Source organism: Nitrospira sp., from assembly GCA_035968315.1.
Classification (GTDB): Bacteria; Nitrospirota; Nitrospiria; order Nitrospirales; family Nitrospiraceae; genus Nitrospira_D.
On sequence record JAVYIN010000009.1, the window covers coordinates 143,322 to 164,401 of the forward strand.

The 21,080-nt window shown below is 58.7% G+C and carries 24 protein-coding genes; 2 read left to right on the forward strand and 22 right to left on the reverse strand.

The window, feature by feature from the left end; genetic code table 11:
• The first annotated feature begins 33 nt into the window (after positions 1–33).
• The gene (locus RI101_14010; protein MEC4891165.1) at positions 34–567 is read left to right on the forward strand and encodes a hypothetical protein; all 534 of its coding nucleotides are present in this window, start codon (positions 34–36) and stop codon (positions 565–567) included.
• Between the two features lie 245 nt (positions 568–812).
• On the opposite strand, the gene RI101_14015 is transcribed toward RI101_14010, so the two are convergent.
• The 4 genes from RI101_14015 to RI101_14030 all read right to left on the reverse strand — a co-directional run bounded on the left by RI101_14015 (position 813) and on the right by RI101_14030 (position 3,460).
• A complete protein-coding gene (locus RI101_14015) occupies positions 813–1,697 on the reverse strand; it encodes a D-alanyl-D-alanine carboxypeptidase family protein (protein MEC4891166.1) in 885 nt (294 codons plus the stop codon).
• Between the two features lie 58 nt (positions 1,698–1,755).
• Complete coding sequence (locus RI101_14020; GenBank protein ID MEC4891167.1) at positions 1,756–1,944, reverse strand: hypothetical protein; 189 nt, start codon at positions 1,942–1,944, stop codon at positions 1,756–1,758.
• Positions 1,945–1,963: 19 nt separating this feature from the next.
• Positions 1,964–2,128 carry a hypothetical protein gene (locus RI101_14025; GenBank protein ID MEC4891168.1) on the reverse strand — a complete coding sequence of 55 codons (165 nt, stop codon included), beginning with the start codon at positions 2,126–2,128 and terminating at the stop codon, positions 1,964–1,966.
• A gap of 150 nt (positions 2,129–2,278) precedes the next feature.
• Entirely contained in the window at positions 2,279–3,460 is a 1,182-nt protein-coding gene (locus RI101_14030; protein MEC4891169.1) for a VCBS repeat-containing protein, read from the reverse strand.
• Positions 3,461–3,698: 238 nt separating this feature from the next.
• Between RI101_14030 and RI101_14035 the strand changes: the two genes are divergently transcribed.
• On the forward strand, positions 3,699–4,019 hold the full coding sequence (locus RI101_14035; GenBank protein MEC4891170.1) for a hypothetical protein: 321 nt from the start codon (positions 3,699–3,701) through the stop codon (positions 4,017–4,019).
• A gap of 139 nt (positions 4,020–4,158) precedes the next feature.
• Here the strand turns inward: RI101_14035 and RI101_14040 are convergent, their stop codons facing one another.
• The 18 genes from RI101_14040 to RI101_14125 form a co-directional block, all read right to left on the reverse strand.
• Entirely contained in the window at positions 4,159–5,160 is a 1,002-nt protein-coding gene (locus RI101_14040; protein ID MEC4891171.1) for a PCP reductase family protein, read from the reverse strand.
• Between the two features lie 18 nt (positions 5,161–5,178).
• On the reverse strand, positions 5,179–5,526 hold the full coding sequence (locus RI101_14045) for an HU family DNA-binding protein (protein ID MEC4891172.1): 348 nt from the start codon (positions 5,524–5,526) through the stop codon (positions 5,179–5,181).
• Positions 5,522–6,418, reverse strand: coding sequence for a signal peptide peptidase SppA (gene sppA / locus RI101_14050; GenBank protein ID MEC4891173.1), 897 nt, complete (start codon positions 6,416–6,418; stop codon positions 5,522–5,524). Before sppA ends, RI101_14045 begins: the two co-directional genes overlap by 5 nt.
• 42 nt (positions 6,419–6,460) lie before the next feature.
• Entirely contained in the window at positions 6,461–8,170 is a 1,710-nt protein-coding gene (locus RI101_14055) for a 30S ribosomal protein S1 (GenBank protein ID MEC4891174.1), read from the reverse strand.
• A 54-nt stretch (positions 8,171–8,224) separates the two neighbouring features.
• On the reverse strand, positions 8,225–8,923 hold the full coding sequence (locus RI101_14060) for a lysophospholipid acyltransferase family protein (protein ID MEC4891175.1): 699 nt from the start codon (positions 8,921–8,923) through the stop codon (positions 8,225–8,227).
• The gene (gene cmk, locus RI101_14065; protein ID MEC4891176.1) at positions 8,920–9,579 is read right to left on the reverse strand and encodes a (d)CMP kinase; all 660 of its coding nucleotides are present in this window, start codon (positions 9,577–9,579) and stop codon (positions 8,920–8,922) included. Before cmk ends, RI101_14060 begins: the two co-directional genes overlap by 4 nt.
• Before the next feature lie 48 nt (positions 9,580–9,627).
• The gene (aroA, locus tag RI101_14070) at positions 9,628–10,950 is read right to left on the reverse strand and encodes a 3-phosphoshikimate 1-carboxyvinyltransferase (protein MEC4891177.1); all 1,323 of its coding nucleotides are present in this window, start codon (positions 10,948–10,950) and stop codon (positions 9,628–9,630) included.
• Between the two features lie 7 nt (positions 10,951–10,957).
• Positions 10,958–11,851 (reverse strand): prephenate dehydrogenase/arogenate dehydrogenase family protein, encoded by an 894-nt coding sequence (locus RI101_14075; GenBank protein MEC4891178.1) that lies wholly within the window; start codon positions 11,849–11,851, stop codon positions 10,958–10,960.
• Positions 11,852–11,868: 17 nt separating this feature from the next.
• Positions 11,869–12,882 (reverse strand): 3-deoxy-7-phosphoheptulonate synthase, encoded by a 1,014-nt coding sequence (gene aroF / locus RI101_14080; GenBank protein ID MEC4891179.1) that lies wholly within the window; start codon positions 12,880–12,882, stop codon positions 11,869–11,871.
• A gap of 21 nt (positions 12,883–12,903) precedes the next feature.
• Positions 12,904–13,983, reverse strand: a complete 1,080-nt coding sequence (hisC, locus tag RI101_14085; GenBank protein ID MEC4891180.1) for a histidinol-phosphate transaminase — start codon at positions 13,981–13,983, stop codon at positions 12,904–12,906.
• Between the two features lie 4 nt (positions 13,984–13,987).
• Positions 13,988–15,064: a prephenate dehydratase gene (gene pheA / locus RI101_14090; GenBank protein MEC4891181.1), complete on the reverse strand. Its 1,077-nt coding sequence runs from the start codon at positions 15,062–15,064 to the stop codon at positions 13,988–13,990.
• 288 nt (positions 15,065–15,352) lie between these two features.
• Positions 15,353–16,357 (reverse strand): Holliday junction branch migration DNA helicase RuvB, encoded by a 1,005-nt coding sequence (gene ruvB, locus RI101_14095; GenBank protein MEC4891182.1) that lies wholly within the window; start codon positions 16,355–16,357, stop codon positions 15,353–15,355.
• Positions 16,358–16,381: 24 nt separating this feature from the next.
• Positions 16,382–16,867: a hypothetical protein gene (locus tag RI101_14100; GenBank protein ID MEC4891183.1), complete on the reverse strand. Its 486-nt coding sequence runs from the start codon at positions 16,865–16,867 to the stop codon at positions 16,382–16,384.
• 3 nt (positions 16,868–16,870) lie between these two features.
• Positions 16,871–17,479, reverse strand: coding sequence for a Holliday junction branch migration protein RuvA (gene ruvA, locus RI101_14105; protein ID MEC4891184.1), 609 nt, complete (start codon positions 17,477–17,479; stop codon positions 16,871–16,873).
• 39 nt (positions 17,480–17,518) lie between these two features.
• Positions 17,519–18,277: a YebC/PmpR family DNA-binding transcriptional regulator gene (locus tag RI101_14110; GenBank protein MEC4891185.1), complete on the reverse strand. Its 759-nt coding sequence runs from the start codon at positions 18,275–18,277 to the stop codon at positions 17,519–17,521.
• Positions 18,278–18,413: 136 nt separating this feature from the next.
• Entirely contained in the window at positions 18,414–19,133 is a 720-nt protein-coding gene (locus RI101_14115) for a hypothetical protein (protein ID MEC4891186.1), read from the reverse strand.
• A 136-nt stretch (positions 19,134–19,269) separates the two neighbouring features.
• A complete protein-coding gene (locus RI101_14120) occupies positions 19,270–20,025 on the reverse strand; it encodes a PCP reductase family protein (protein ID MEC4891187.1) in 756 nt (251 codons plus the stop codon).
• 25 nt (positions 20,026–20,050) lie between these two features.
• A complete protein-coding gene (locus RI101_14125; protein MEC4891188.1) occupies positions 20,051–20,971 on the reverse strand; it encodes an Mrp/NBP35 family ATP-binding protein in 921 nt (306 codons plus the stop codon).
• Between the last annotated feature and the right edge of the window lie 109 nt (positions 20,972–21,080).

The window sequence follows — 21,080 nt, forward strand, 5'->3', positions numbered from 1 at the left end:
TTCATTTTTAAGCTCGACGTGAAGGAGGATTCGATGAGGGTGAAATACGGGTTAATCGCGCTAGCCTGGGCACTCGTCGCGCTCCTCACGAGCCTCCCCGCTTCTCTGCACGCTGAACCCTATGAGTTAAGCAAGCATGACGTCATGGATCCGAAAAATATCTCCGGCGATTCCATCTCCCTGTTCGGCGTCAAGCTGGGGGATTCTGAGGCCAAAGCACTGGATATGCTGGTGAACGAGAAGATCTCCGGGATCAAGGCCGAACAGGAAGCAACGTTCATTTTCCTGATCGACCAACGCAAGCCCACCGGCCCGATGGCCGGCGTGCGGATACAGGACGGGAAAGTGGACCTCATGTTTATCAATAACCGGTTTTCACACAAGACACGGGGCCTCTTCCGCAACGTCCTCAATTGTGAAAGCCCCGAAGAAATCCGGAAAATTTTAGGCAAAGAAGAATACGGCGATGAGAATGTCATGGGCGCCGTCATGGCCTACGACAAGCAAGGCTTTCAGGTCAATTACCTCGGCAAGGACATCAACATCGAATTTTCTCTCCCACACTGACGGTCCTTCGAGAACCATCTCCGGCCTTCACTGGCCGTTGCCACAATCCAGACAATCGGCCATCCACCCGGTGAGGCAGCTGCGAATGCAGCCTCACCGGATTACGCGTATGGCGCACGCCATTTCATCTTCCACATACAGAATCGCACGGGAAGGTCCACAGCCCCTAACCCAGGGCGGCGCGGAACACGGCATCAATCGTGGGAGCACACTGCCTGGCCTGACAGGACGAAAAGCGGCGGGAGTTATTGGACTTCTGTGGCCTTGAGTCCGTAATCGATCAGACTCTTGGCGGTATTCCAGCGGCGGTTGGAATTCAGGATAACGAGCAGCAAGTCGCTGCCGTTTTGCGACACCTTGGCAATAAGACAACGGCCGGCCTTGGAGGTAAATCCGGTCTTGACCCCCTCCACCCCGGGAATGCGGCCGAGCAGCCGGTTGGTATTGTGCAACACGTACGTCTGATGTCCGCTCACCGGAGTAATGATTTCCCGTTCCTCGCGGACTAATCCCCGAAAGATGGGGTTCTGCAACGCGATCTCGCTGAGCTTGGCCAGATCCTCCGCCGTGGAGTAATGTTCGGGCCCGTCAAAGCCACACCCGTTGCTGAAATGCGTATTGGCAAGACCCAGCGCCGCGGCCTTGGCATTCATCAGCGCGACGAACTGCTCTTCGTCGCCTCCGACATGTTCGACAGCGGCCAGACAGGCATCATTGGCCGACACGATGAGCATGGCCTTCAGCAAGTCTTCCAGTCTGAAGACCTCTCCCGCTCGCACACGCAAATGCGTCTTCGGAGCACGGGCCGCATTGGGACTTATGGTCGCCAGATCGTCCAGTTTGCCTTTTTCCAGAATAACCAGTGCCGACATGATCTTGGTGAGGCTGGCCGGCGAAAGCCGGCGAAGTGAATCGTGCTCGTAGAGCACACGCCCTGACCGCATTTCCTTGAGAAGGATACTGTGTGCCGGAGCGATTCTCCAGGGAAGGTGATGCGTCACCGACGTCACGGGGCGGACATGCGGCTTGGGCTTGGCCGTGTATTCGGCTCGGACCGGCGGCGACGTTCCAACCAGCGTGGAGACGACGATCGAACACACCATGGATGCCATATAGACCGTTCGCTTCATGCTGGCAGGGCTCCTTAATCCGTCGCGGGCTCGCATGTGTGCGGGGCTCGCCGTCACACTATAAGGTGTAGGACTCTCGAACTTTTCTTCCCCGCACACCGCTATCGATCACTTTGTGAAAAAATCTGAGCACATCCGCGAGATCGATCCAGAACCCGCAGTTCAGGCACCGGGCGTAGAGTCGTTTGTTCATGAGGGTGTAATGCCGTTCCACCATCATGAAGCCTTTGCATTTGAGGCACTGCATGCCGTCCCTGTCTCACTCACTACTGACGCAATCGATTCATGACGAGGGCCAAACATCCGGCCAGCAAACCGCCGCCGAGAATCGTGGTCCCAAACGACACCAGCGCCGTCGCGCCGGCGACAGGTTGCGTTCCCTCCAGCAAATCCCGAATACCGCCCTGCACCATAAGCACAGCAAGGGTCATGATCGCACCCATCGCAAACCACCAGCTAAATATTCTCAGGGGCATGGGGGCCACACAGACAGGAAAATGGCGTGTAATCGCGCTTCTCGGCCACTGTAGCCGAGGGTCTCCACCCTGTCAAGAAGAGGAGCATTCCCCGTCCCCCTCTCGCTACGGCGTACCGGCCGAGACGGCGGAAACACTCGTTTTCAATCCACGATGAAGAAAAATCGAGACGGTGCCATCACCATTGTCCGCCGTCACCAGTCCCGGCTCTTCGACCTGCTTGGACGTCACCCAGAACAACGCCACCGCGAAAGGACCGGCCTTGGTGCGATAGTTTCTCGGCGGATAGTTAAACGTCCCATCACCCTTGCCAAAGAGGATCGACAGATCATTCGACTGGAGATTCGCGATGGCCACATCCAACACATGGTCTCCGTTAAAATCCCGCGTTATGCCTGAAATGGGCCCGGCATCGGCGCCGGAGTCTTGTCCCGGCTGAAAGGTAGCGTTGCCATTTCCGAGAAAGGTCGTAAAGCTGTCGCGCTCGCCATTGATCACGAGTAGATCGCGGCGGTGATCATTGTTAAAGTCGGCAAAACTGACGCCCAGCGGACGCTTCCCGGTTGGATAGTCTTTGGGGTCGAGAAACGTGCCATCGCCCTTTCCAATCCAAATCGACACGGCGTTGGACATCGGCCCTCCGTTTGTCACCACCATATCGACCTTCCCGTCTCCGTTGAGGTCGGCCAGTGCGACGGATGTCGGCGTGTCGCCATACTGGTATTGCGCGCCGTGCGTAAATTCCGGCGTTCCCGTTCCGAGGAAGATCTTGATCTTGTCGTTCCGTAATGCCACGACCACATCCGGATTGCCATCTCCATTGAGGTCGTCTGTCGCCAAGGCCACGGGCGTCCGATGGACGGGATAATGCGGCCCATCTTCAAACTTCCCGTTCCCCCGGCCAATTAACAGGGCAATTTCATCACCGCCCGAGCAAGCCAATACGACATCTGAATGGGCGTCACGGTTGAAATCCCCCAGCACGAGAGCCCGCGGCTCTTGACAGACTTTCACTTGCAGTTGCTCTTGGAAACTTCCGTCGCCGTTCCCCAGTAAGATCGACAGCGTATTGCTGGAGATGTTCGTCGTCACTAAATCAGTATTGGCATCGTGATTGAGATCCGCCGTCGTGATCGTGGTCGGATTTTTCCCGACCTTATAACTGGCGTAGTAATAAAACAGATCGGGAGGTGTGTAGGGATCAGCTTTGGAACAAGAGAGACCGGCCATTGCCAGAAAGCAAATCAGCAGCACGATTGACCGCACACGACTCTGAGGAGGCTGCATGATGGTGCCTTCGTTGATCGCCGTCTCTTGTACTCGAAGTAGGCCAATAGACCTATGAGCATGGCTCGATTGGTCTCAGCATGCCATACAACTGGCCCGCCGCGGAGTATACAGACCCCGTCTTTCTCCTGGCAATCAAGAGATTAGGTCTTTTGACAAACCCTGTCATCCGCCGAAAGAACCTTGTCGTGCTGGAGGGAAGTGCGCTAGAATGCGCTCTCAATTTGAGGAGGATCCAATGAGCAATCGTGTGAAGATCGACCTGACGATGTACGGCATCGCCGAGGTCTTGAACTGGTGCCATACTCGCAACAAGGGCCGCATCCCCGGAGTCGATACAGAAGGATTCCAGAAGATGAAGGCCCTGCTCGAGGAAAAGCCGCAATCGGCCGACTACTTTACGCTCGACCAATTTTGGAAAAAGAATGTCACGCTCGATCTGACGGAAGAGGAAGTGGCGCTCATCGACCGCTGCCTCTACGACATTCCCAACTTCGATAACGAGCCGCTGCCACAAATTCGGCACAAGTTCTGGCCGAAACCCGTCGCGGCCCACTAAGGCGATCCCCGGAATTGCGCGGGCGATTCCGGGGCATAGGCCACCCCCTCCTACACACGACACAGCGAATCATCCTCCGCATGCGGAGAGGCGTCCTCATGTCCAGGATCTATCGCGAAGAGGATGAGCGAAGAGAGCCCTAGAGCGTCCCTTCGCCCTTGAGATACTTGCGAAACCGTCCCATCAGATCAGCCCCGAGCGTGCCGCCCTCAGGCTTCTTGGTATTGGGATCGGCAAAATGGGTGCGGATTTCTTCCAGGCGCTTTTCCGCCTGATCGTTCCCTTGCAGACGCTTGGTTTTCGTGAGGGCCGTATCGAACGCATCGAACGTCAACTCATTGTACCCGAACGAACGAATCCGCTTGACCGCCTTCATCATGGCTTGATTGCGAAAGGTGGTGAGATGATCGGAGTCGATCTCGGCCAAGCCGAGCTTTCTGGCGCGCCGTTCGGCGGCTTTCCTGATGCCGCTTCGGACAAAATCCGGCGAGGTTTGCAGCCGCTTCCACGCCTCGTCCGACCAGGCCACCCGCTGTTGCGGCGCATCCCATAACTGCCGGACATTCTCTTCGTCAATGCGGGTGAACCCCCTCTCCCTGGCGGCTTCTTCGGTGTCGTGCCGGATCATATCGCTGACAAATTCCAGCGCGATCGGGGGAGAGTCTTTGATCTTCCGCTGGAGCAACGCCAACGCCCCTTCGCTCCACTCCAATGGCGGCAGGTCTCGTTCCCGCAGATCCCCCATCGACTCGACACGATCGAGGAGATCGATATTGACCTCCATATGCCCGCCTTCACGCGCCAATTCTTCGGCAATCTGCTTGATCATCCCGCGCATGAAATCCGGCACCGCGTCGAGACGCGCCTTGGCGGCGGCCGTCCAGGGCAGCTGGCCCTTTTCCATCGCATCGGCGGCGGAGGCCATCCCCTCCTCACCGCCCATCCGGCCCATCATCTGCCCCTTGAACTGGTCCAGCTTGACCTCATCGATCTCGTCGTACCCCAGTTCCCGGGCCTTTTTCTCGGCCAAACGGCGCACCATGCCCCGCAAGAAAATGGGCGCGCGTTCCATCCGCTTGAGCGCGCCGTCGGTCCAGCGAATCTCCGTGGTGGCTGACTCGGATGCATCGGGGGATGACATGGGAGGACTCCTTCTGCCTTATTGCTGATTCAACAGCTCTTTGAGTTCTTTGCCCGCTTTAAAAAACGGCACGCGTTTGGCAGGCACCGCCACCGTCGCGCCGGTCTTGGGGTTGCGCCCCTCTTTCATGCGCCTCGCGCGGAGCCGGAAGCTGCCGAATCCGCGGATCTCGGTCTTGTCGCCATTCTTCAGCGAATCCCGGATACAGTCGAAAATGGTATTCACCACCACCTCGGCCTGCCGCTTCGTCAGCGTCGTCACCTTCTCGGAAATCTGCTCGATGATTTGCGCCTTCGTCATGTCCGATCCCCTTTCGCACCGTTGATGGACGAATGCCCCCGCGCGTCGCCGCGCCCCGATACTAATAGGCCATCAGATACTTGAGACTCACCCCGGAATGAAAATCCAGCTTGGGTAACATAGCCGACAGTCTGGACTCCAGCAACTCGCGGATCGAAAACCGGTGCCGGGGCTCCACCACTTTCGGCTCCCCCTCGATGCCCGCCACATCGGCCGCGAGCTGAATGGCATCGTCCAAATTGCCGAGTTCATCGACCAGCTTGGCCTCTTTCGCCTGGCGGCCCGTGAAAATCCGCCCGTCCGCGAGCGCCTGGACGTCGCTGATCTCGAGTGCACGGCCCTCGGCCACCGCCTCGATGAATTGCTTGTGCACATCGTCCATCACGTTCTGCAGCAAGCCGTGCTCTTCGTCCGTCATTTTCCTGAGCGGAGACCCGACATCCTTGTATTTGCCGCTCTTGACGACGACCCCTTCGACGCCGATCTTCTGGAGCAGCCCTTCGATATTAGCCGTCTCCATAATCACCCCAATACTGCCGGTCAGCGTCCCGGGATTGGCCACGATCCGATCTGTCCCCGCCGCGATGTAATACCCGCCCGAGGCGGCGACGCTCCCCATCGACGTAATGACCGCCTTGCTGCTTTTATTGCGCACCCGCCGCACCGCATCGTAAATTTCCTGCGACGGTACGACTCCGCCGCCAGGGCTGTCGATGCGCAACACGATCGCCTTGACCGTCGGGTTTTCGCTGAACCGCTTCAACTCGTCGATCGTCACCTGCGAATCCATGATCACCCCCTCGACACGAATCAGGGCAATCCGGTCTTCGCCGGAAAAATCAACGTCGGGGAAAAAGATATTGATCAAGAGCAACAACCCCAAGCCGGCGCCCGCGACCTTCAAGAAGGTACGGAACGGGCGCCGTTTGGAACTGGGCTCTACGCGTTCATCGGCCATAGTGCCTCATACGAAGAACGTATACACTCCACGTCTCCGCGATTAGTCGTCCGACTGGGACTTCTTCCGGCTCTGCTTGGCAGCCCGTCCGAGGCTCTGATCCAAGCCGCCCTGGGAGGCATGGTACTCGTCCACCTGCCGGCGATCGGCATCCGACTGATGCTCCCGCAAGCTGAGCGCGATTTTCCGCTCTTCGCGATCGACCTTGATGATCTTGGCCGTCACGTCATCCTGCAATTTATACTTTTCTTCCAGCTTCGCCGCGCCTTCGAGCGCCGCCTCGCTGACATGGATCAACCCTTCGACCCCGCCTTCGAGCTCGATGAAGATTCCGAAATCGGCGATCTTGCTGACCTTGCCGGTCACCGAATCGCCCACATGGTAGCGGGCCGGAATCTCATCATCCCAGGGATCGCGGGACAGCTGCTTATACCCCAAGGACAACCGTTCCTTTTCCTTATCGATGCGCAACACCACCGCGTCCACCTTTTGCGCCTTCTTGAACAGCTCGGACGGGTGCTTGATGTGCTTCGTCCAGGACATGTCGGAAATATGGATCAATCCGTCGATGCCCTCTTCCAAGCCGATAAACGCGCCGAAATCGGTCAGGCTCTTCACCTTGCCCTCGATCTTGGTGCCGACCGGATACTTGCTCTCGATCATGTCCCAGGGATTGGGGGCCGTCTGCTTCATCCCCAACGAAATCTTCCGGCTGCCCGGATCGACATTCAACACCGCCGCCTCGACCTGATCGCCCACCGCGACGACACGCGACGGATGCCGCACTTCGTGGGTCCAGGACATTTCAGAGACGTGCACCAGCCCTTCGACACCCGGTTCGAGCTCGATAAAGGCGCCGTAGTCCGTGAGGCTCACCACGCGGCCGCGCACGCGGGTGCCGATCGGATACTTGCCCGCCACGTTGGTCCAGGGATCCGCGCTCTTCTGCTTCAAGCCCAGCGAAATACGGCCGGTCTCCCGGTCGTACTTCAACACGGTAACTTCGACGCGATCGCCCACCGTGAACATTTCCGAAGGATGGCCCACGCGTCCCCACGACATGTCGGTGATATGGAGCAAACCGTCGATGCCGCCGAGGTCGATAAACGCCCCGTAGTCGGTGATGTTCTTGACCATGCCCTGAATCAGCTGCCCTTCCTTCAGGTTGGCCAGCGTCGTCTGCCGCTTCTTGTCGCGGGTCTCTTCGAGCAAGACCCGGCGCGAGACCACGACGTTGCCGCGGCGGTGATTGATCTTGATGATCTTCAGAGGGAACGTCTTGCCGACGAGGCCGTCCAAATCCCGGACGGGATGGAGATCGATCTGCGAACCGGGCAAGAACGCCTTCACGCCGATATCGACCATCATGCCGCCCTTGATGCGCGAAATGATTTTTCCGTCGATGCTCTTTTCATCCTTGAAGAGCTTCTCCAGCTCTTCCCAGATCTTCATCTTGTCCGCTTTTTCTTTGGACAAGACGAGATTGCCGTCCGCGTCTTCACATTCTTCGATGTAGACTTGGAGCGCATCTCCAACCTTGATGTTCTGGAGATCCTCGGGCGAGAACTGATCGCTGGGGATCATGCCCTCGGACTTGTAGCCGATATCGACCACCACCTTGTCTTTTGTCAGCGCGACCACGCGGCCTTCGGTAATCGTGCCTTCTTCAAGATTCTTGAAGGTCTCTTCATAGAGGGCGGCCAAGGCCGCGCGATCCAACTGTGCGTCACTCCCTGTCGATGCGGTACTCATAGCGAGTCCTAATCCTCCGGCTTGCGCCGGGTGCTGATGGTGAAGAAACCGCGCTCACTCAGCGTTGCGAGCGTCGGCAGCCGGCCGCTCCGGTACCACGGGATCGCCCTCGTGTCCCACCATCGGAGGTGGCACATTTCCGAGAGCGGCGATCTGTGTGATTACCGTGCGGCTGACCAGTTGATAAAACCGTTTTGCGTCTCCCTTATCGTGCTCTTTGGGATGCCCCTTTTCAAATGTCAGGGGAGCCCCCAGCTTGACCGTCACAGGCCGAAAGCGCAGCCACTTGGCCCCCGTCGGCAACACATCGAACGTCCCCTTGAGATAGGCCGGCACTACGGGGCACCCGGTCTGCGAGACGATAATCCCGATCCCGGCCTTCGGCTGCCTGAGATGGCCGTCCAGCGTCCGGCCCCCCTCGGGGAAAATCACCACCACCTTGCCAGCCTGAATCAGGCTGATCGCCTTCCCGAAGGCCTCTCGATCCAACCGTCCCAGCCGGAGCGGGATCCAGCCCAACGCCTGCAACAGCTGATTCAGCACCGGAACGGGAAACAGATCGCTGCGCCCCAGATACCAGGCCCGCCGTGTCATCCCGCATCCTAACAACGGGATATCCACATAGCTGGCGTGGTTGGCGGCAACCAGCACCCCGCCGGTCTTCGGCAACTCGCCTTCGACCCGATACCGAAACAAGACCCGCGCCACCGACCTGACCAGGACCCAGAGGATCCCGTACAGAGCCCCGCTCACGATGCGGCTGCCACCACGGCCAGCATCTGCTCCACCACATCCTCGATCCGCAATGAGGAGGTATCAATCAGCCGCGCATCGGGAGCCGGCATCAACGGCGCCACGGCGCGAGTCCGATCCCGCTCATCACGTCCGGACAGATCCTGATAGGTTTTCTCCATCGGCCCGCCATGTCCCGCGGCGACCAGCTCACGATGGCGGCGCTCAGCCCGCACGGTCGCATCGGCCTCCAGAAAAAACTTCACGGGCGCGGAGGGGAAAATCCTGGTCCCGATATCCCGGCCTTCCGCCACCACCGACCCGCGCTGCCCGATTTGGCGTTGCACCGGCAACAACCATTCTCTGACTTCCGGAATGGCCGATACCACGGACGCGGCGGCAGTGACTTCCGGCGTGCGCAATTCACCGGTCACATCCGCATCATTGACCAATACCCGCATCGACCCGTTATGAAACAGCATCTGAACCGACAGCGTCGGAAGAGACGCAGTCACCTGCTCCCGATCGGACGGGTCGATCCCGTGACGCAGGACATGCCAGGCAATCGCCCGATACAGCGCTCCGGTATCAAGATAGAGATAACCCAGGCGGGCCGCTAACAATTTGGCCACCGTGCTCTTGCCGACTCCGGCTGGTCCATCAATAGCGATAATCACACGCGAGCCCCTTTACCGCGGTATCGAAATCCTGGTGCATTATAGTCTTCACGCTCCCGCCGTCAATAATGCGGCCAACGTCCGATCGAAGTTGGGGAACGAGGTATCGACGCACCCCGTGTCCTCGATGCTGGTGGGAGTTGAAGCCGTCAACCCGCCAATGGCCAGGGACATCGCCACGCGATGATCGCCATGACTCCGGCCTTGGGTCGTGCCGGTCAGATGTCCGTTCTGCCCCGCTTGCCCCAGCCCGCGAATCACCATGCCATCGGGTTTCTCGATGATCTGCGCCCCCATGGCCCGCAGTTCGACGCTCATCGTCGCAATGCGATCACTTTCCTTCACCCGCAATTCTTCCGCGCCCGAAATCGTCGTCTCTCCCTCGGCCACCGCTGCGGCCACGCAGAGAATCGGGAACTCGTCGATGGTTTGCGGAATCAGCTCGGGACCGACCGCCACGCCTTTCAGCGGCGCGGAGGTGACACGCAAATCCGCCACCGGCTCGCCCGCTTGATCCCGGCGGTTGAGAATCTGGATCTTGGCTCCCATGGCCGTCAACACGTCGAGCAAGCCGGTCCTCGTCGGATTCATGCCGACATTACAAATCGTCACATCGGAGCCTGGGACAATCGTCGCCCCGACCAGGAAAAATGCCGCGGCGGAGAAATCGCCGGGAATCACAATGTCCCGTCCGGTCCAGCCCACCGACGGACGGCCTTGCAAGACCAAGGTCCCCGCCTCCTGCCGCAAGGGAATCCCGAAAAACTGAAACATCCGCTCCGTATGGTCGCGCGACAGCCGGGGCTCCCGAAATCTGGTGACCCCATCGGCAAAGAGGCCCGCAAAGAGGAGCGAGGATTTGATTTGCGCACTGGCGACCGGCGAGGTGTACTCAATCCCGTGCAAGCGCGTGCCGGTAATCGCCAACGGCGCCAATTCCCCGCCCTTGCGCCCGGCAATGATCGCCCCCATTTCCCGCAACGGCTTTACGACACGCCCCATCGGCCGGCGGCGAATCGATTCGTCGCCCGTGAGAATCGTGAAGAAATCCTGTCCGGCCAGCAGGCCGGTCAACAGCCTCGTCCCGGTTCCTGAATTGCCGCAATCGATCGGCGCACCGGCCTCGCGCAATCCCCAGAACCCTTTTCCGTGAACCGTGAGCACGTCGGGCTGCTCATCAATCTGAATGCCCAGAGCTTGAAATGCGCGCATGGTATTCAGACAATCTTCGCCACGGCAGTAACTGGAAACCCGGCTTTCGCCTTCCGCAAGCGACGTCAAAATGATCGCGCGATGCGTGACAGACTTATCGCCGGGCACCGTGATAGTGCCGGAGAGCGCAGCCCCTGGTGTGATCGTCAACGATGCCATAACCCTCTTATGCCGACACGGGCGGACGGGGATTGAGTTTCTCCCGTTCACCTTTTGCCCGTTCGATCGCCTTCTCAATCCCAGCTGCATCACGGGCTTGGACCAAACACTTAAACTCCTGAAGCGCCCGTTGATAGGCGTCAATGAAATGCACCACGTTGTCGCGGTTCCACAAAAAAATATCCCGCCACATTTCCGGAGAACTGGCCGCAATGCGCGTTGTATCCCGCAAGCCCCCGCCGGAATGGGCGGCCAGATCGAGGGAGGTGATTTCACGGTCACGCAAATCCGCCAATGCCGTGATGAGCGCAAAGGCCGCCACATGGGGCAGATGGCTGACCGCGCCCAGAATCTGATCGTGCAAGTGCGGATCCATCATCAACACCACAGATCCCGTCTCCTGCCACAACGCCCGCACTCGCGCCAATGCCTGCGCATCGGTCTTGGACGTGGGGGTCACAATGCAGCGGGCGCCTGTGAACAGCTGATCCGTCCCCGCCGCCACGCCGGTTTTTTCTTTCCCTGCGATAGGATGCGCGCCGACAAAATGCACACCGGCCGGCATGCTGGCTTCCGACTGTTCGACCAGCGTCCCTTTCACACTTCCGACATCGCTCACGATAGCACCGGGCAACAAACAGCCAGCCCACTCTTTCAGATGCCGGTCGTAGGTATCCACCGGCGTCGCCAAGATCACGAGGTCCGCGTCGCGCACGCCCTCTTTCGGATCGGCGACATAGCGATCGATAGCGCCCAGCTCGACGGCGGTCTTCAGATTCTCCACCCGCCGTCCCACGCCGACCACCTGATCGGCCAATCCCTTGCGGCGCAGGATCATGCCTAGCGACCCGCCGATGAGCCCGACCCCGATGATGGCCACCTGTTTGAAATGAACGGTCATAGCCAGTCCGCCGCGACCTAGACTTCCCGCCCGACGGCCGTTCCAATTTTTCGCAAATCCTGCATCAGCTCCTTGAATTTCGACGGCCTGATCGATTCTTCTCCGTCGCAGAGGGCGCATTCCGGATTGGAGTGGACTTCGATCAGCAGGCCATCGGCCCCTGCCGCCACGGCCGCTTTTGACATGGGCGCCACAAGATTCCACTTGCCGGTCGCATGGCTGGGATCCACGATCACGGGGAGATGCGACAGCTCTTTCAATGTCGGAATCGCCGCGAGATCCAGAGTGTTGCGATACTGGGTTTCAAATGTCCGAATGCCGCGTTCGCAGAGCATCACATTGCGATTGCCCCGCGACATGATGTACTCCGCCGAAAGCAGAAACTCTTTAATGGTCGCGGAAAGGCCCCGTTTGAGCAGCACCGGCTTGTCGTACGCACCGACCTCTTTCAAGAGTTCAAAGTTCTGCATATTGCGGGCACCGATCTGGATGATGTCGGCTTTTTCAAGAAAGAGCTCGATATCCCGCGTGTCGAGAATTTCGCTGACCACCGGCAAGCCCGTTTGTTTTTTCGCCTCCAGCAGGTAATCGAGGCCTTCGCGGCCGAGCCCTTGGAACGAATAGGGCGACGTGCGCGGCTTGTAGGCGCCGCCGCGGAGGATCGATGCGCCGGACGCTTTGACCTCGTGCGCGATCCCGACCGTCAGTTCCAGCCGCTCCACGGCGCAAGGCCCCGCCATGATCACGACTTTATTGCCGCCAATCTTCACGCCGCCAACGTCGATGATCGTCCCTTCCCGCTTGAACTCCCGGCTCACCAGTTTCCACGGCGCCAGGATCGGCAACACACTCTCGACACCGGGCAGCGCCGTCAACGGCTGGTTCTGGAGAATCCGGTCGTCGCCGATGACGCCGATGATCGTCCGCTCTTGCCCTGTGGAGAGTTGCGACTTTAGCCCTAATTCACGCAGGCGATCGATAATGCGATCGACTTCCCGTTCAGACGCCTCAGGCTTCAAGACGATAATCATGGTGCCCTCTCTGTCCCGCCGCTACGGCTGCACGACCTGTTTCAACGCGCCCAGGAATGCGTCGTTCTCATCCGGCTGCCCGATCGTCACGCGCAACATCGTGCCCTCAATATGCCGCACAATGACGCCTTCGCGCAGCAAGGCGTCGAACACACCCCGGCCGTCACGTTTGACATCAAAATAGAGAAAATTGGCCTGGCTGGGGATCGTCGTAAACCCGAGCCCCCGCAACCCGCGCTCCAACTGCTGCATGCCCGCGGTATTCACCGCGCGGCTCTTTGCTACATGGTCGTCATCAGCCAGCGCCGCCAGCGCCGCGCGCTGCGCGAGCGTATTGGCATTGAACGGCGGGCGAACCCGATTCAAGCAATTGGTGATCTCCGGCGTCGTCAGGCCATAGCCAATCCGCAGTCCGGCCAATCCATAGATCTTCGAGAAGGTCCTGAGCACAATCGCGTTCCGCCCTTGCGTTACGTACTGCAGGCTATCAGGAAAATGTGGGTCGCGCACATACTCGAAATAGGCCTCGTCAAACACGACAACCACATCCTCTGGAACCCGTGCCATGAACCGGGCGACGGAATCGGCAGATACCATCGTCCCCGTCGGGTTATTGGGATTGCAGAGAAACACCAGCCTCGTCTTGGGGGTGATGGCCTTCGCCATGCTGTCAAGATCGTGCGTCCAGTTAACCAATGGAACGATCACCGCCTTGCCATGGGCCGCCGTCACTTCCATCTTGTAGATGACGAATGTCTGATCGGCCATGACGGCTTCATCGCCCGGCGCAAGGAAAGTCCTGGCCAGCAACCCAAGGATTTCGTCTGAGCCATTGCCGAGAATGATGTGATCCAGGGTGAGCTTCCAGCGATCGGCCAGCGCCTGCCGCAAGCGATATGCCCCGCCATCCGGATAGCGATGCAAACTATCATGCCCCCCGACGAGCGCAGTCAGCGCTTTCGGCGAGGGCCCCAGCGGATTTTCATTCGAGGCCAACTTGATGACCCGTGCCAGGCCCATCTCCCGCTGCAGCTCTTCAATCGGCTTGCCCGGAACGTACGGGTTGAGCGAGGCAATGTCTGGATGAATACGAAGTGCCATAGGCCTAACTGTGTGCTGGATAGGAGCCCAAGATCTTCATAAAGAGACAGCGGCTTTTGATTTCTTCAATAGCCCGGCTTACGCGCTCTTCTTCCATGTGGCCCTCCACATCGACGAAGAAAATATACTCCCACGCTTTGCGTCGGGACGGCCGCGACTCGATCTTCGTCATGCTGATCCCATGCGAGGCAAAGGGCCTGAGCAAGTCATACAGTGCGCCAACTTTATCCTTGATCGAGAGCATCAACGACGTCTTGTCTTTCCCGGTGCGCTGTGGTGGCTTTTGAGACAGGACGAGGAACCGGGTGAAATTGTTCATGTTGTCTTCGATGCGAGCCTTGATGACTTTCAAGCCATAGAGCTGGGCCGCCAGTTCCGAAGCAATGGCAGCAATGGTGCCATCCTCCTGACACATTTCCGCCGCGCGGGCTGTGCTCGCGACTTCCGACACGGATACATGCGGCATGTGGGTTTCAAGCCAGTTGCGGCATTGCGCGATCGCCTGCGGATGCGAACAGATCTTCTTGACCTCTTCAGCCACCCCGGTCTTCGACATCAGATGATGAGAAACTTCCTGCAAGACTTCCCCGTAAATGACGAGGTTCGAGTCAACGAACATGTCGAGCGTATGGTTCACCACACCCTCCGTCGTGTTCTCGATCGGGACGACGCCAAAATTCGCACGGCCTCGCTCCACCTCGTTGAACACTTCCTTGATGCTGTGGACCGGGATGTATTGCGCCGATGATCCGAATTTTTGCATGCAGGCCATGTGCGTGAAGGTCGCGCGGGGGCCCAGATAGGCGACCTTCTGCGGGCCTTCCAGCGAGAGCGAGGCGGACATGATTTCCCGATACACGGGACGGATGGCTTCAGAGGGAAATGGGCCGGTATTCTGACCGACCAATCGCTCGATGATCGCGGCTTCGCGGGCCGGGGTATGGAGGTTGGCGTCCGCGTCCTGCGCTTTTTTGATACGACCGATTTCAATGACACTCTTCGACCGCTCGTTGAGCAGACGAAGAATCTCATCGTCGATACGATCAATCTCTTTCCGATAGTCGGAAAGGTCACCAGGCATGAACGAACCCCCTCCACTCGTGCCCCATGAGTTGGACGACCGTCCAGAGGCAGGACGAGTGCGAGCAAGCAGTGAATGATACAGGAACCGAACCGGCTATTGCAAGAAGACTCCCTGGTCTTTCAAGAACTTGCGTCTTCTCACTGTAATCACTTCATCCAGCACTCTCACGACAAGTCGGCTGATTGGCACGGAACGATGTGATGGATATGAATGGAAGAGGATCAAGAACACGAGTCCGTCTTGGAGGCCCCTATCGCAAACCGCCCAGTACAGAACGTCCGGTCGCTAGAACAGCTGCCTTGTCGGCTTGTTGAAATGCTCGAGGGCCGCTTTGGTGACTTGGCGGCCTCGCCCGGTGCGGTCGAGATAGCCGGCTTGGATCAGATAGGGCTCATGCACATCTTCGAGGGTGCTGCGATCTTCCTGCACCGCCGCCGCCAACGATTCCACTCCCACCGGCCCTCCGCCGAACTTCTCGATGATCGTGAGGAGAATTTTGCGATCCATCTCATCAAACCCGGCTGAATCCACACCGAGCCAGGCCAAGGCCTGATGGGCGACCGTTTGCGTGATCCGGCCCTCGGCTTTCACCTGGGCAAAGTCGCGGACCCGTTTGATCAGCCGATTGACGATGCGGGGCGTGCCTCGGGCGCGGCAGGCGATTTCATGGGCGCCTTCGGGGTCGATAGGAATATTGAGCAGCCCGGCGGACCGCATGACAATCACTTGCAGCTCCTCCGGCGAATAGAACTCCAGCCGATAGACCAATCCAAACCGATCCCGCAACGGCGACGTGAGAGCCCCGGCTTTGGTCGTGGCCCCGACCAGGGTAAAACGGGGGAGGTCGAGTTTTACGGTTCTGGCGGCAGGCCCCTGCCCCACGACGAGGTCGAGTTGAAAATCCTCCATCGCGGGATAGAGCGCCTCTTCAACCGAGGCTGGCAACCGATGGATTTCGTCGATAAACAGCACGTCATGCTCTTGCAGATTGGTGAGGATTGCCGCGAGATCGCCCGCATGCGCCAGCACCAGTCCGGAAGTGGCCCGCAAGGTTCCGCCCATTTCACGGGCAATAATATGGGCGATGGTGGTTTTCCCCAGCCCTGGGGGACCATAGAAAATCGTATGGTCGAGGGTTTCGCCTCGCTGCGTGGCGGCGTCGATGCAGACCCGCAGCGATTCTTTCATGCGCGCCTGGCCGATGTATTCGTCGAGCGTCTGCGGACGCAGCGTCTGTTCGAGGCTGCGTTCGTCATCGGTCAACTGGGCGTTCACGATCCGGTCGCTCATGGTTTCTCGTCGCGCGGCGGCGGGCTATTTCTTTTCCGCCGGTGGAATGTACTGATATTTCGGAGGAGGCGGCAACGCGCCCTGGCCCGGCGTCGCCGTGCTGCCACAATCAGGCGGACAGATTTTCCCGCCCGCTGTGGCATCGGGAAAACCCGACTCCATCCGCTCCAGCTGGCATTGTGAGAGACGACCGCCATCCTGAGTCCCGCAACGGGCTGGAACGGACGAACTGCCGACCTCCCGATATCCCTCAGGGCACGATCCGCACACCGGTAACATATTCGCGCCGAGCGGCACACATTGCACCAATGTCGGATCCCCGTCTTTACAAATGGCTGGAGCCTCGGTGACTCCCGTCATGGCATAGCCCTCGGGGCATTTCCCGCAGGTCTTGCGAATGCTTTTTGGCTCGGCCGACGCGTCATCTGCCAATACAAGATGCGGCGAGAACATGAGCCACGCGCCGAACATGAACAAGACGGTGCCCGTGCGCCACGATGTCACGATCATGCATTACCCCCTTGCTAGATCTTTCAAGGTCTCACGGATCAGCTCCTGCAAGCTGTGCGATTCCACGCTCGATTTCCGCACCCGCTTCAACGCGTCTTTGGCATCCTGAGCCCGGTATCCGAGATTCGTCAATGCAGAGAGGGCATCGTCAAATGTAGGATCTTGACCGGCAGGCACAACCTCGGAGGCGGCCGCCAAGGCGGGGTGCAGCTTCAACGCTTTGTCTTTGAGCTCCAGCACAATCCGGCCCGCAGTTTTTTTCCCGACCCCCGGCACGGTTTCCAGCTTGTCGACGTCCCCTGATTGAATCGCTGAGACAAGATCGGCCACAGGAAGCGCTGAAAGGATGCCCAAGGCCGACTTCGGACCGATCCCGGATACGCTTGTCAGCAGGACGAAGGCGTCTTTTTCCTGTTGCGTGACAAACCCGAACAACTGGATGGCATCCTCACGGACATGCGTGTGGATGCTCAGCGAGACGGTCTGATTGAGATCGGGCAGGTTATAAAAGGTGCTGAGAGGAACGAAGACTTCGTAGCCGACTCCCTGGACATCAAGGGCCAGGTGCGTCGGCGCCTTAAAGGCCAGTCGGCCTGTCAATAAGGCGATCATGTGTCGATCGTGGGGACTCCTGAATCTGGTGGACGGCCGTTATCCTGCTACTGCTGCCGCGATCTTTTCCATTATCTCGTCGGAAATGTCGAAGTTCGCGTGAACCTTTTGCACATCGTCATGTTCGTCCATGACTTCCATCAGCCGGAGCATTTGCTCGGCATCTTTCTCTTCCAGATGGACCGTGTTCTGCGGAATATAGGTGATTTCCGCCGATGACGACTCGATCTTGGCATCGGTCAGCGCTTTCTTGACGGCTTCAAAATCGTGCGAATCGGTGATCACTTCAAAGTTCTTTTCACCGACTTTCACATCTTCGGCCCCCGCATCAAGCGCCAGGGTCAGAAGGGTGTCCTCATCCACCTTGCCCTTCTCGATCGTAATCAGACCCTTCTTGTGGAATTGCCAGGCCACCGCCCCCGCTTCGGCCATGTTCCCATGATTCTTGGTAAAGAGGCTGCGAATCTCGGCTACGGTCCGGTTCCGGTTGTCACTGGTGATTTCCAAAAAGACGGCTGTGCCGCCGGGCCCATAGCCTTCGAGCGCGAATTCTTCATAGGTCACGCCGGGAAGCTCTCCCGTGCCGCGCTGGATGGCCTTCTTCATCGTATCGCCCGGCATATTGGCTTCTTTAGCCTTGGCAATGGCCAGCCGCAGGCGAGGATTCCCGTCGGGGTCGCCGCCGGAGCGGGAAGCAATGGTCAGCTCTCGAATAATGCGCGTGAAAATCTTTCCGCGCTTGGCGTCTTGCGCGCCTTTGTGCCGCTTAATCGTCGCCCAATGACTATGGCCACCCATATGAACTCCTCCTCTAAGTCAGCGACAATCTGGCTGATTAGAGCTCATCCTACTGCCTCAATCGCCGCAATGCGTTAGACCTAGCATAGGGCTTTCTAGGGTGTCAATCGGCGCGGCAAGGCGGAGAAGACTGAGACTATTCGGAGTACAACAGGAGCTGCAGGCCGATCGCGAGTATGAATACCGCCCAGACAATTTCCCCTCTAGCGCGCGACCAGCTGAGGATTGAATCCAACCAGACAGAAACCAGCTTAGTCGAACCGGCCGAGATGGCCAACGTTCCCATGATTGCATGATCCAGCGCAATCTTCTGCGCGGACGGATGGGCTCCATGCGAATGGGCAAACAACATCAGCCCTCCGAGAATGGCAAAGGCAGGCAGTGGGGCCATCCATCCGGCATGCACGACACGGTCGAGCCGTCGAAAGACCTCAATGAGCCCGACGGTCAATGACAACATCCCATACAGTTTATGCTGGAGAATTTCAGGGTCGTCTCCCCAAAATGTTTGCGCAAACGTCATAGGGCCGACCGGCCACGCCTGGTGATCGCTCCACACCAAGAGAAACACCCCCATCAGAATAAGTGCCCCGGGCAGCAGCATACGCGCCCAGTTACCCGACGAAATCCGAAGGGCCGGTACCAATTCAGAAAGGCCGATCAGCAGGACAAAAAATCCCGCCAGATGATGGTTAAATTCCGAATAGGCGATACCTTCTTTTGATCCCTCCCAGCCATCGGAGGAAGAAGCCGAATCATGACCGTGGTGGGGTGCGGACTCACCAGTGACGTCCGGCGTCGGCTCATGATCTTGAGCGCCCAGCGGCGCCACGCACAGCAGGACAAACGCAGCCATGCATGACAGGCCACGCAGCCAAAGGGAGGCCATCCTCTGTTGCCGGAATCGCCGAAAGAATGCGTATAAAGGAAAGGCCCATCCGGACTGCCGGATGGGCCTTGGCAAGGCTTGGTCTCTATCGCCCATATTGTTTTTACATAAACTTCATGAACTTGTCTTTGGTCTCGTCCATCACTTGGGCCGTAATCGTAGCCAAGCCACGCTCTTTAGCCACCCGTTCGATTTCCTTTCGGGCCATCGGCCGGATGAAATCGGGGATGTTGTCCAACCGCTGTTCCGCCTCGCGAGACCAGGTCATCCCGTTGGGCGAATCGTTCTTGGAGTCATCCATGACCTGGAGCGTGATGGACGTGAATCCGTTCTTCCTGGCATAGGCTTCGACGCTGCTCTGCACCATCGGCTTCACAAAGGCCGGCAACCGGTCGAGCTTTTCTTTCGCGTCGGCGGTCCAGGTAAACTCCGACGAGGCTGGAGCGGCCGCGCCTGGCTTGCCGCCGGTCGTCAGCCCCATTTCCGCAACCATGGCGGAGAAGGGACAGCCGCCGCTGGCTTTCTCGCCCGGCTTGGCAGCCGTCGGAGCGGCCGCTGAAGCTACCGGCTGCCCCCCTTGAATCTTCTCGTTCAGATAGGCGCCCATCTGCCCGGCACCGGCCAAAGCTTCATCCTTGAGTGTTCCTCTGGTCATCTCGAAGGGTTCGGCGGCAACCGTCCGCCCGCCCAACTTCACACCCAGCGAACTGACCATTTGCGTTTCGCCCGGATTGGTTACCATGGAAAACTTGGCATTGCAGGACGGGCAGCCGAAAAAGACGCCAAGGGAGCCTTCACCGGGCTTCTCGACCTTTTCAAAATTCATATAGGTTTCACAGTTCAAACAGACAAATTTCATAGTAACTCCTCCCGCATCCCTCTCATTACAGCTTATCCGCTAACACCTTCTTGTAATCGAGCAAGGTGCGGATACGACCGGCGATTTCTTGATACCGTTGAATGGTCGGATAGGTTTCGTCGAGCAGCGGCTGGCCCTTGTCAAACGTGCGGGCGAGTTTCCGATCGAACGGAACCCTCCCGAGGAGCGGAAGGTCGAGCGCCTCGCACATCGCTTCGGTATTGCCTTCAAACAGCTCGTTGACTTCACCACAGGACGGACAGCGGTACTCGCTCATATTTTCGACGATGCCGAGGACCTTGATCCCCATGTCACGGGCATACGTCACCGATTTCTGCACCACGTCGGACGCCACTTCCGACGGCGTCGTCACGACAATCGCCCCAGCCAAGTCCGGGATAAATCCCGCAATCACCGGCGGCTTATCCGCGGCGGCGCCAGGAGGCAGGTCGGCCAGCAGGTAATCCAGCTCGCCCCAGATCACGTCGGCGAGAAACTCCCGGATAACATTCATTTCCATCAGCCCGAGCCAGACCGGACTGACGTCCATTGGCCCCTTCCACCGGACCGGCGACGCGTCGCCGAGAAAGAAGTCCATCGACGCCACTTTCAAGCCCAGCGGACCAACGGGAGGAATAGCTCCGGCAGGCGTCATGGTCAGGGTTTGGCCGTGCAGGCCCAGCATGCGAGGCACACAGGGACCGTTCAAATCCACATCGAGCAGTCCGACCCTGCCTCCCTGGCGGGCAAAGGCCAGGGCCAGGTTGACGGTCGTCATACTCTTGCCAACGCCGCCCTTCCCGCTCATCACGGCGATCTTGTATTTAATGCCCGCCATACGGGCATGCACCTGCTTGGTTTGCTCGGTAATCTGCTGAACGACCTTGGCGTCGTCCGAATATTTGAGCTTGCCGAGGATGGCTTTGAGGTCCTTTTCAGGAGCCATAATACGTCCTTTTTGTGCAGGCTAAACCGATGAAACGGTACCGTAACACAGCGGTTTCTGGGGAGTCAAACCAAGCAAAAGAGGGGGGTCCAGGAGGAACAGGAACCGA

What these genes read in the sequence shown, in the direction of transcription:
- ruvA (MEC4891184.1), bottom strand. Translation starts at nt 17,479, where the DNA reads ATGATCGCCTTATTGACAGGCCGACTGGCCTTTAAGGCGCCGACGCAC.
- hisC (MEC4891180.1), bottom strand. Translation starts at nt 13,983, where the DNA reads ATGGCACTTCGTATTCATCCAGACATTGCCTCGCTCAACCCGTACGTT.
- RI101_14075 (MEC4891178.1), bottom strand. Translation starts at nt 11,851, where the DNA reads ATGACCGTTCATTTCAAACAGGTGGCCATCATCGGGGTCGGGCTCATC.
- aroA (MEC4891177.1), bottom strand. Translation starts at nt 10,950, where the DNA reads ATGGCATCGTTGACGATCACACCAGGGGCTGCGCTCTCCGGCACTATC.
- ruvB (MEC4891182.1), bottom strand. Translation starts at nt 16,357, where the DNA reads ATGAGCGACCGGATCGTGAACGCCCAGTTGACCGATGACGAACGCAGC.
- RI101_14100 (MEC4891183.1), bottom strand. Translation starts at nt 16,867, where the DNA reads ATGATCGTGACATCGTGGCGCACGGGCACCGTCTTGTTCATGTTCGGC.
- aroF (MEC4891179.1), bottom strand. Translation starts at nt 12,882, where the DNA reads ATGATTATCGTCTTGAAGCCTGAGGCGTCTGAACGGGAAGTCGATCGC.
- RI101_14020 (MEC4891167.1), bottom strand. Translation starts at nt 1,944, where the DNA reads ATGCAGTGCCTCAAATGCAAAGGCTTCATGATGGTGGAACGGCATTAC.
- RI101_14125 (MEC4891188.1), bottom strand. Translation starts at nt 20,971, where the DNA reads ATGGCTCCTGAAAAGGACCTCAAAGCCATCCTCGGCAAGCTCAAATAT.
- RI101_14110 (MEC4891185.1), bottom strand. Translation starts at nt 18,277, where the DNA reads ATGGGTGGCCATAGTCATTGGGCGACGATTAAGCGGCACAAAGGCGCG.
- RI101_14010 (MEC4891165.1), top strand. Translation starts at nt 34, where the DNA reads ATGAGGGTGAAATACGGGTTAATCGCGCTAGCCTGGGCACTCGTCGCG.
- RI101_14040 (MEC4891171.1), bottom strand. Translation starts at nt 5,160, where the DNA reads ATGTCATCCCCCGATGCATCCGAGTCAGCCACCACGGAGATTCGCTGG.
- RI101_14035 (MEC4891170.1), top strand. Translation starts at nt 3,699, where the DNA reads ATGAGCAATCGTGTGAAGATCGACCTGACGATGTACGGCATCGCCGAG.
- RI101_14120 (MEC4891187.1), bottom strand. Translation starts at nt 20,025, where the DNA reads ATGAAATTTGTCTGTTTGAACTGTGAAACCTATATGAATTTTGAAAAG.
- RI101_14025 (MEC4891168.1), bottom strand. Translation starts at nt 2,128, where the DNA reads ATGACCCTTGCTGTGCTTATGGTGCAGGGCGGTATTCGGGATTTGCTG.
- pheA (MEC4891181.1), bottom strand. Translation starts at nt 15,064, where the DNA reads ATGCCTGGTGACCTTTCCGACTATCGGAAAGAGATTGATCGTATCGAC.
- RI101_14030 (MEC4891169.1), bottom strand. Translation starts at nt 3,460, where the DNA reads ATGCAGCCTCCTCAGAGTCGTGTGCGGTCAATCGTGCTGCTGATTTGC.
- RI101_14115 (MEC4891186.1), bottom strand. Translation starts at nt 19,133, where the DNA reads ATGGCTGCGTTTGTCCTGCTGTGCGTGGCGCCGCTGGGCGCTCAAGAT.
- sppA (MEC4891173.1), bottom strand. Translation starts at nt 6,418, where the DNA reads ATGGCCGATGAACGCGTAGAGCCCAGTTCCAAACGGCGCCCGTTCCGT.
- RI101_14055 (MEC4891174.1), bottom strand. Translation starts at nt 8,170, where the DNA reads ATGAGTACCGCATCGACAGGGAGTGACGCACAGTTGGATCGCGCGGCC.
- RI101_14015 (MEC4891166.1), bottom strand. Translation starts at nt 1,697, where the DNA reads ATGAAGCGAACGGTCTATATGGCATCCATGGTGTGTTCGATCGTCGTC.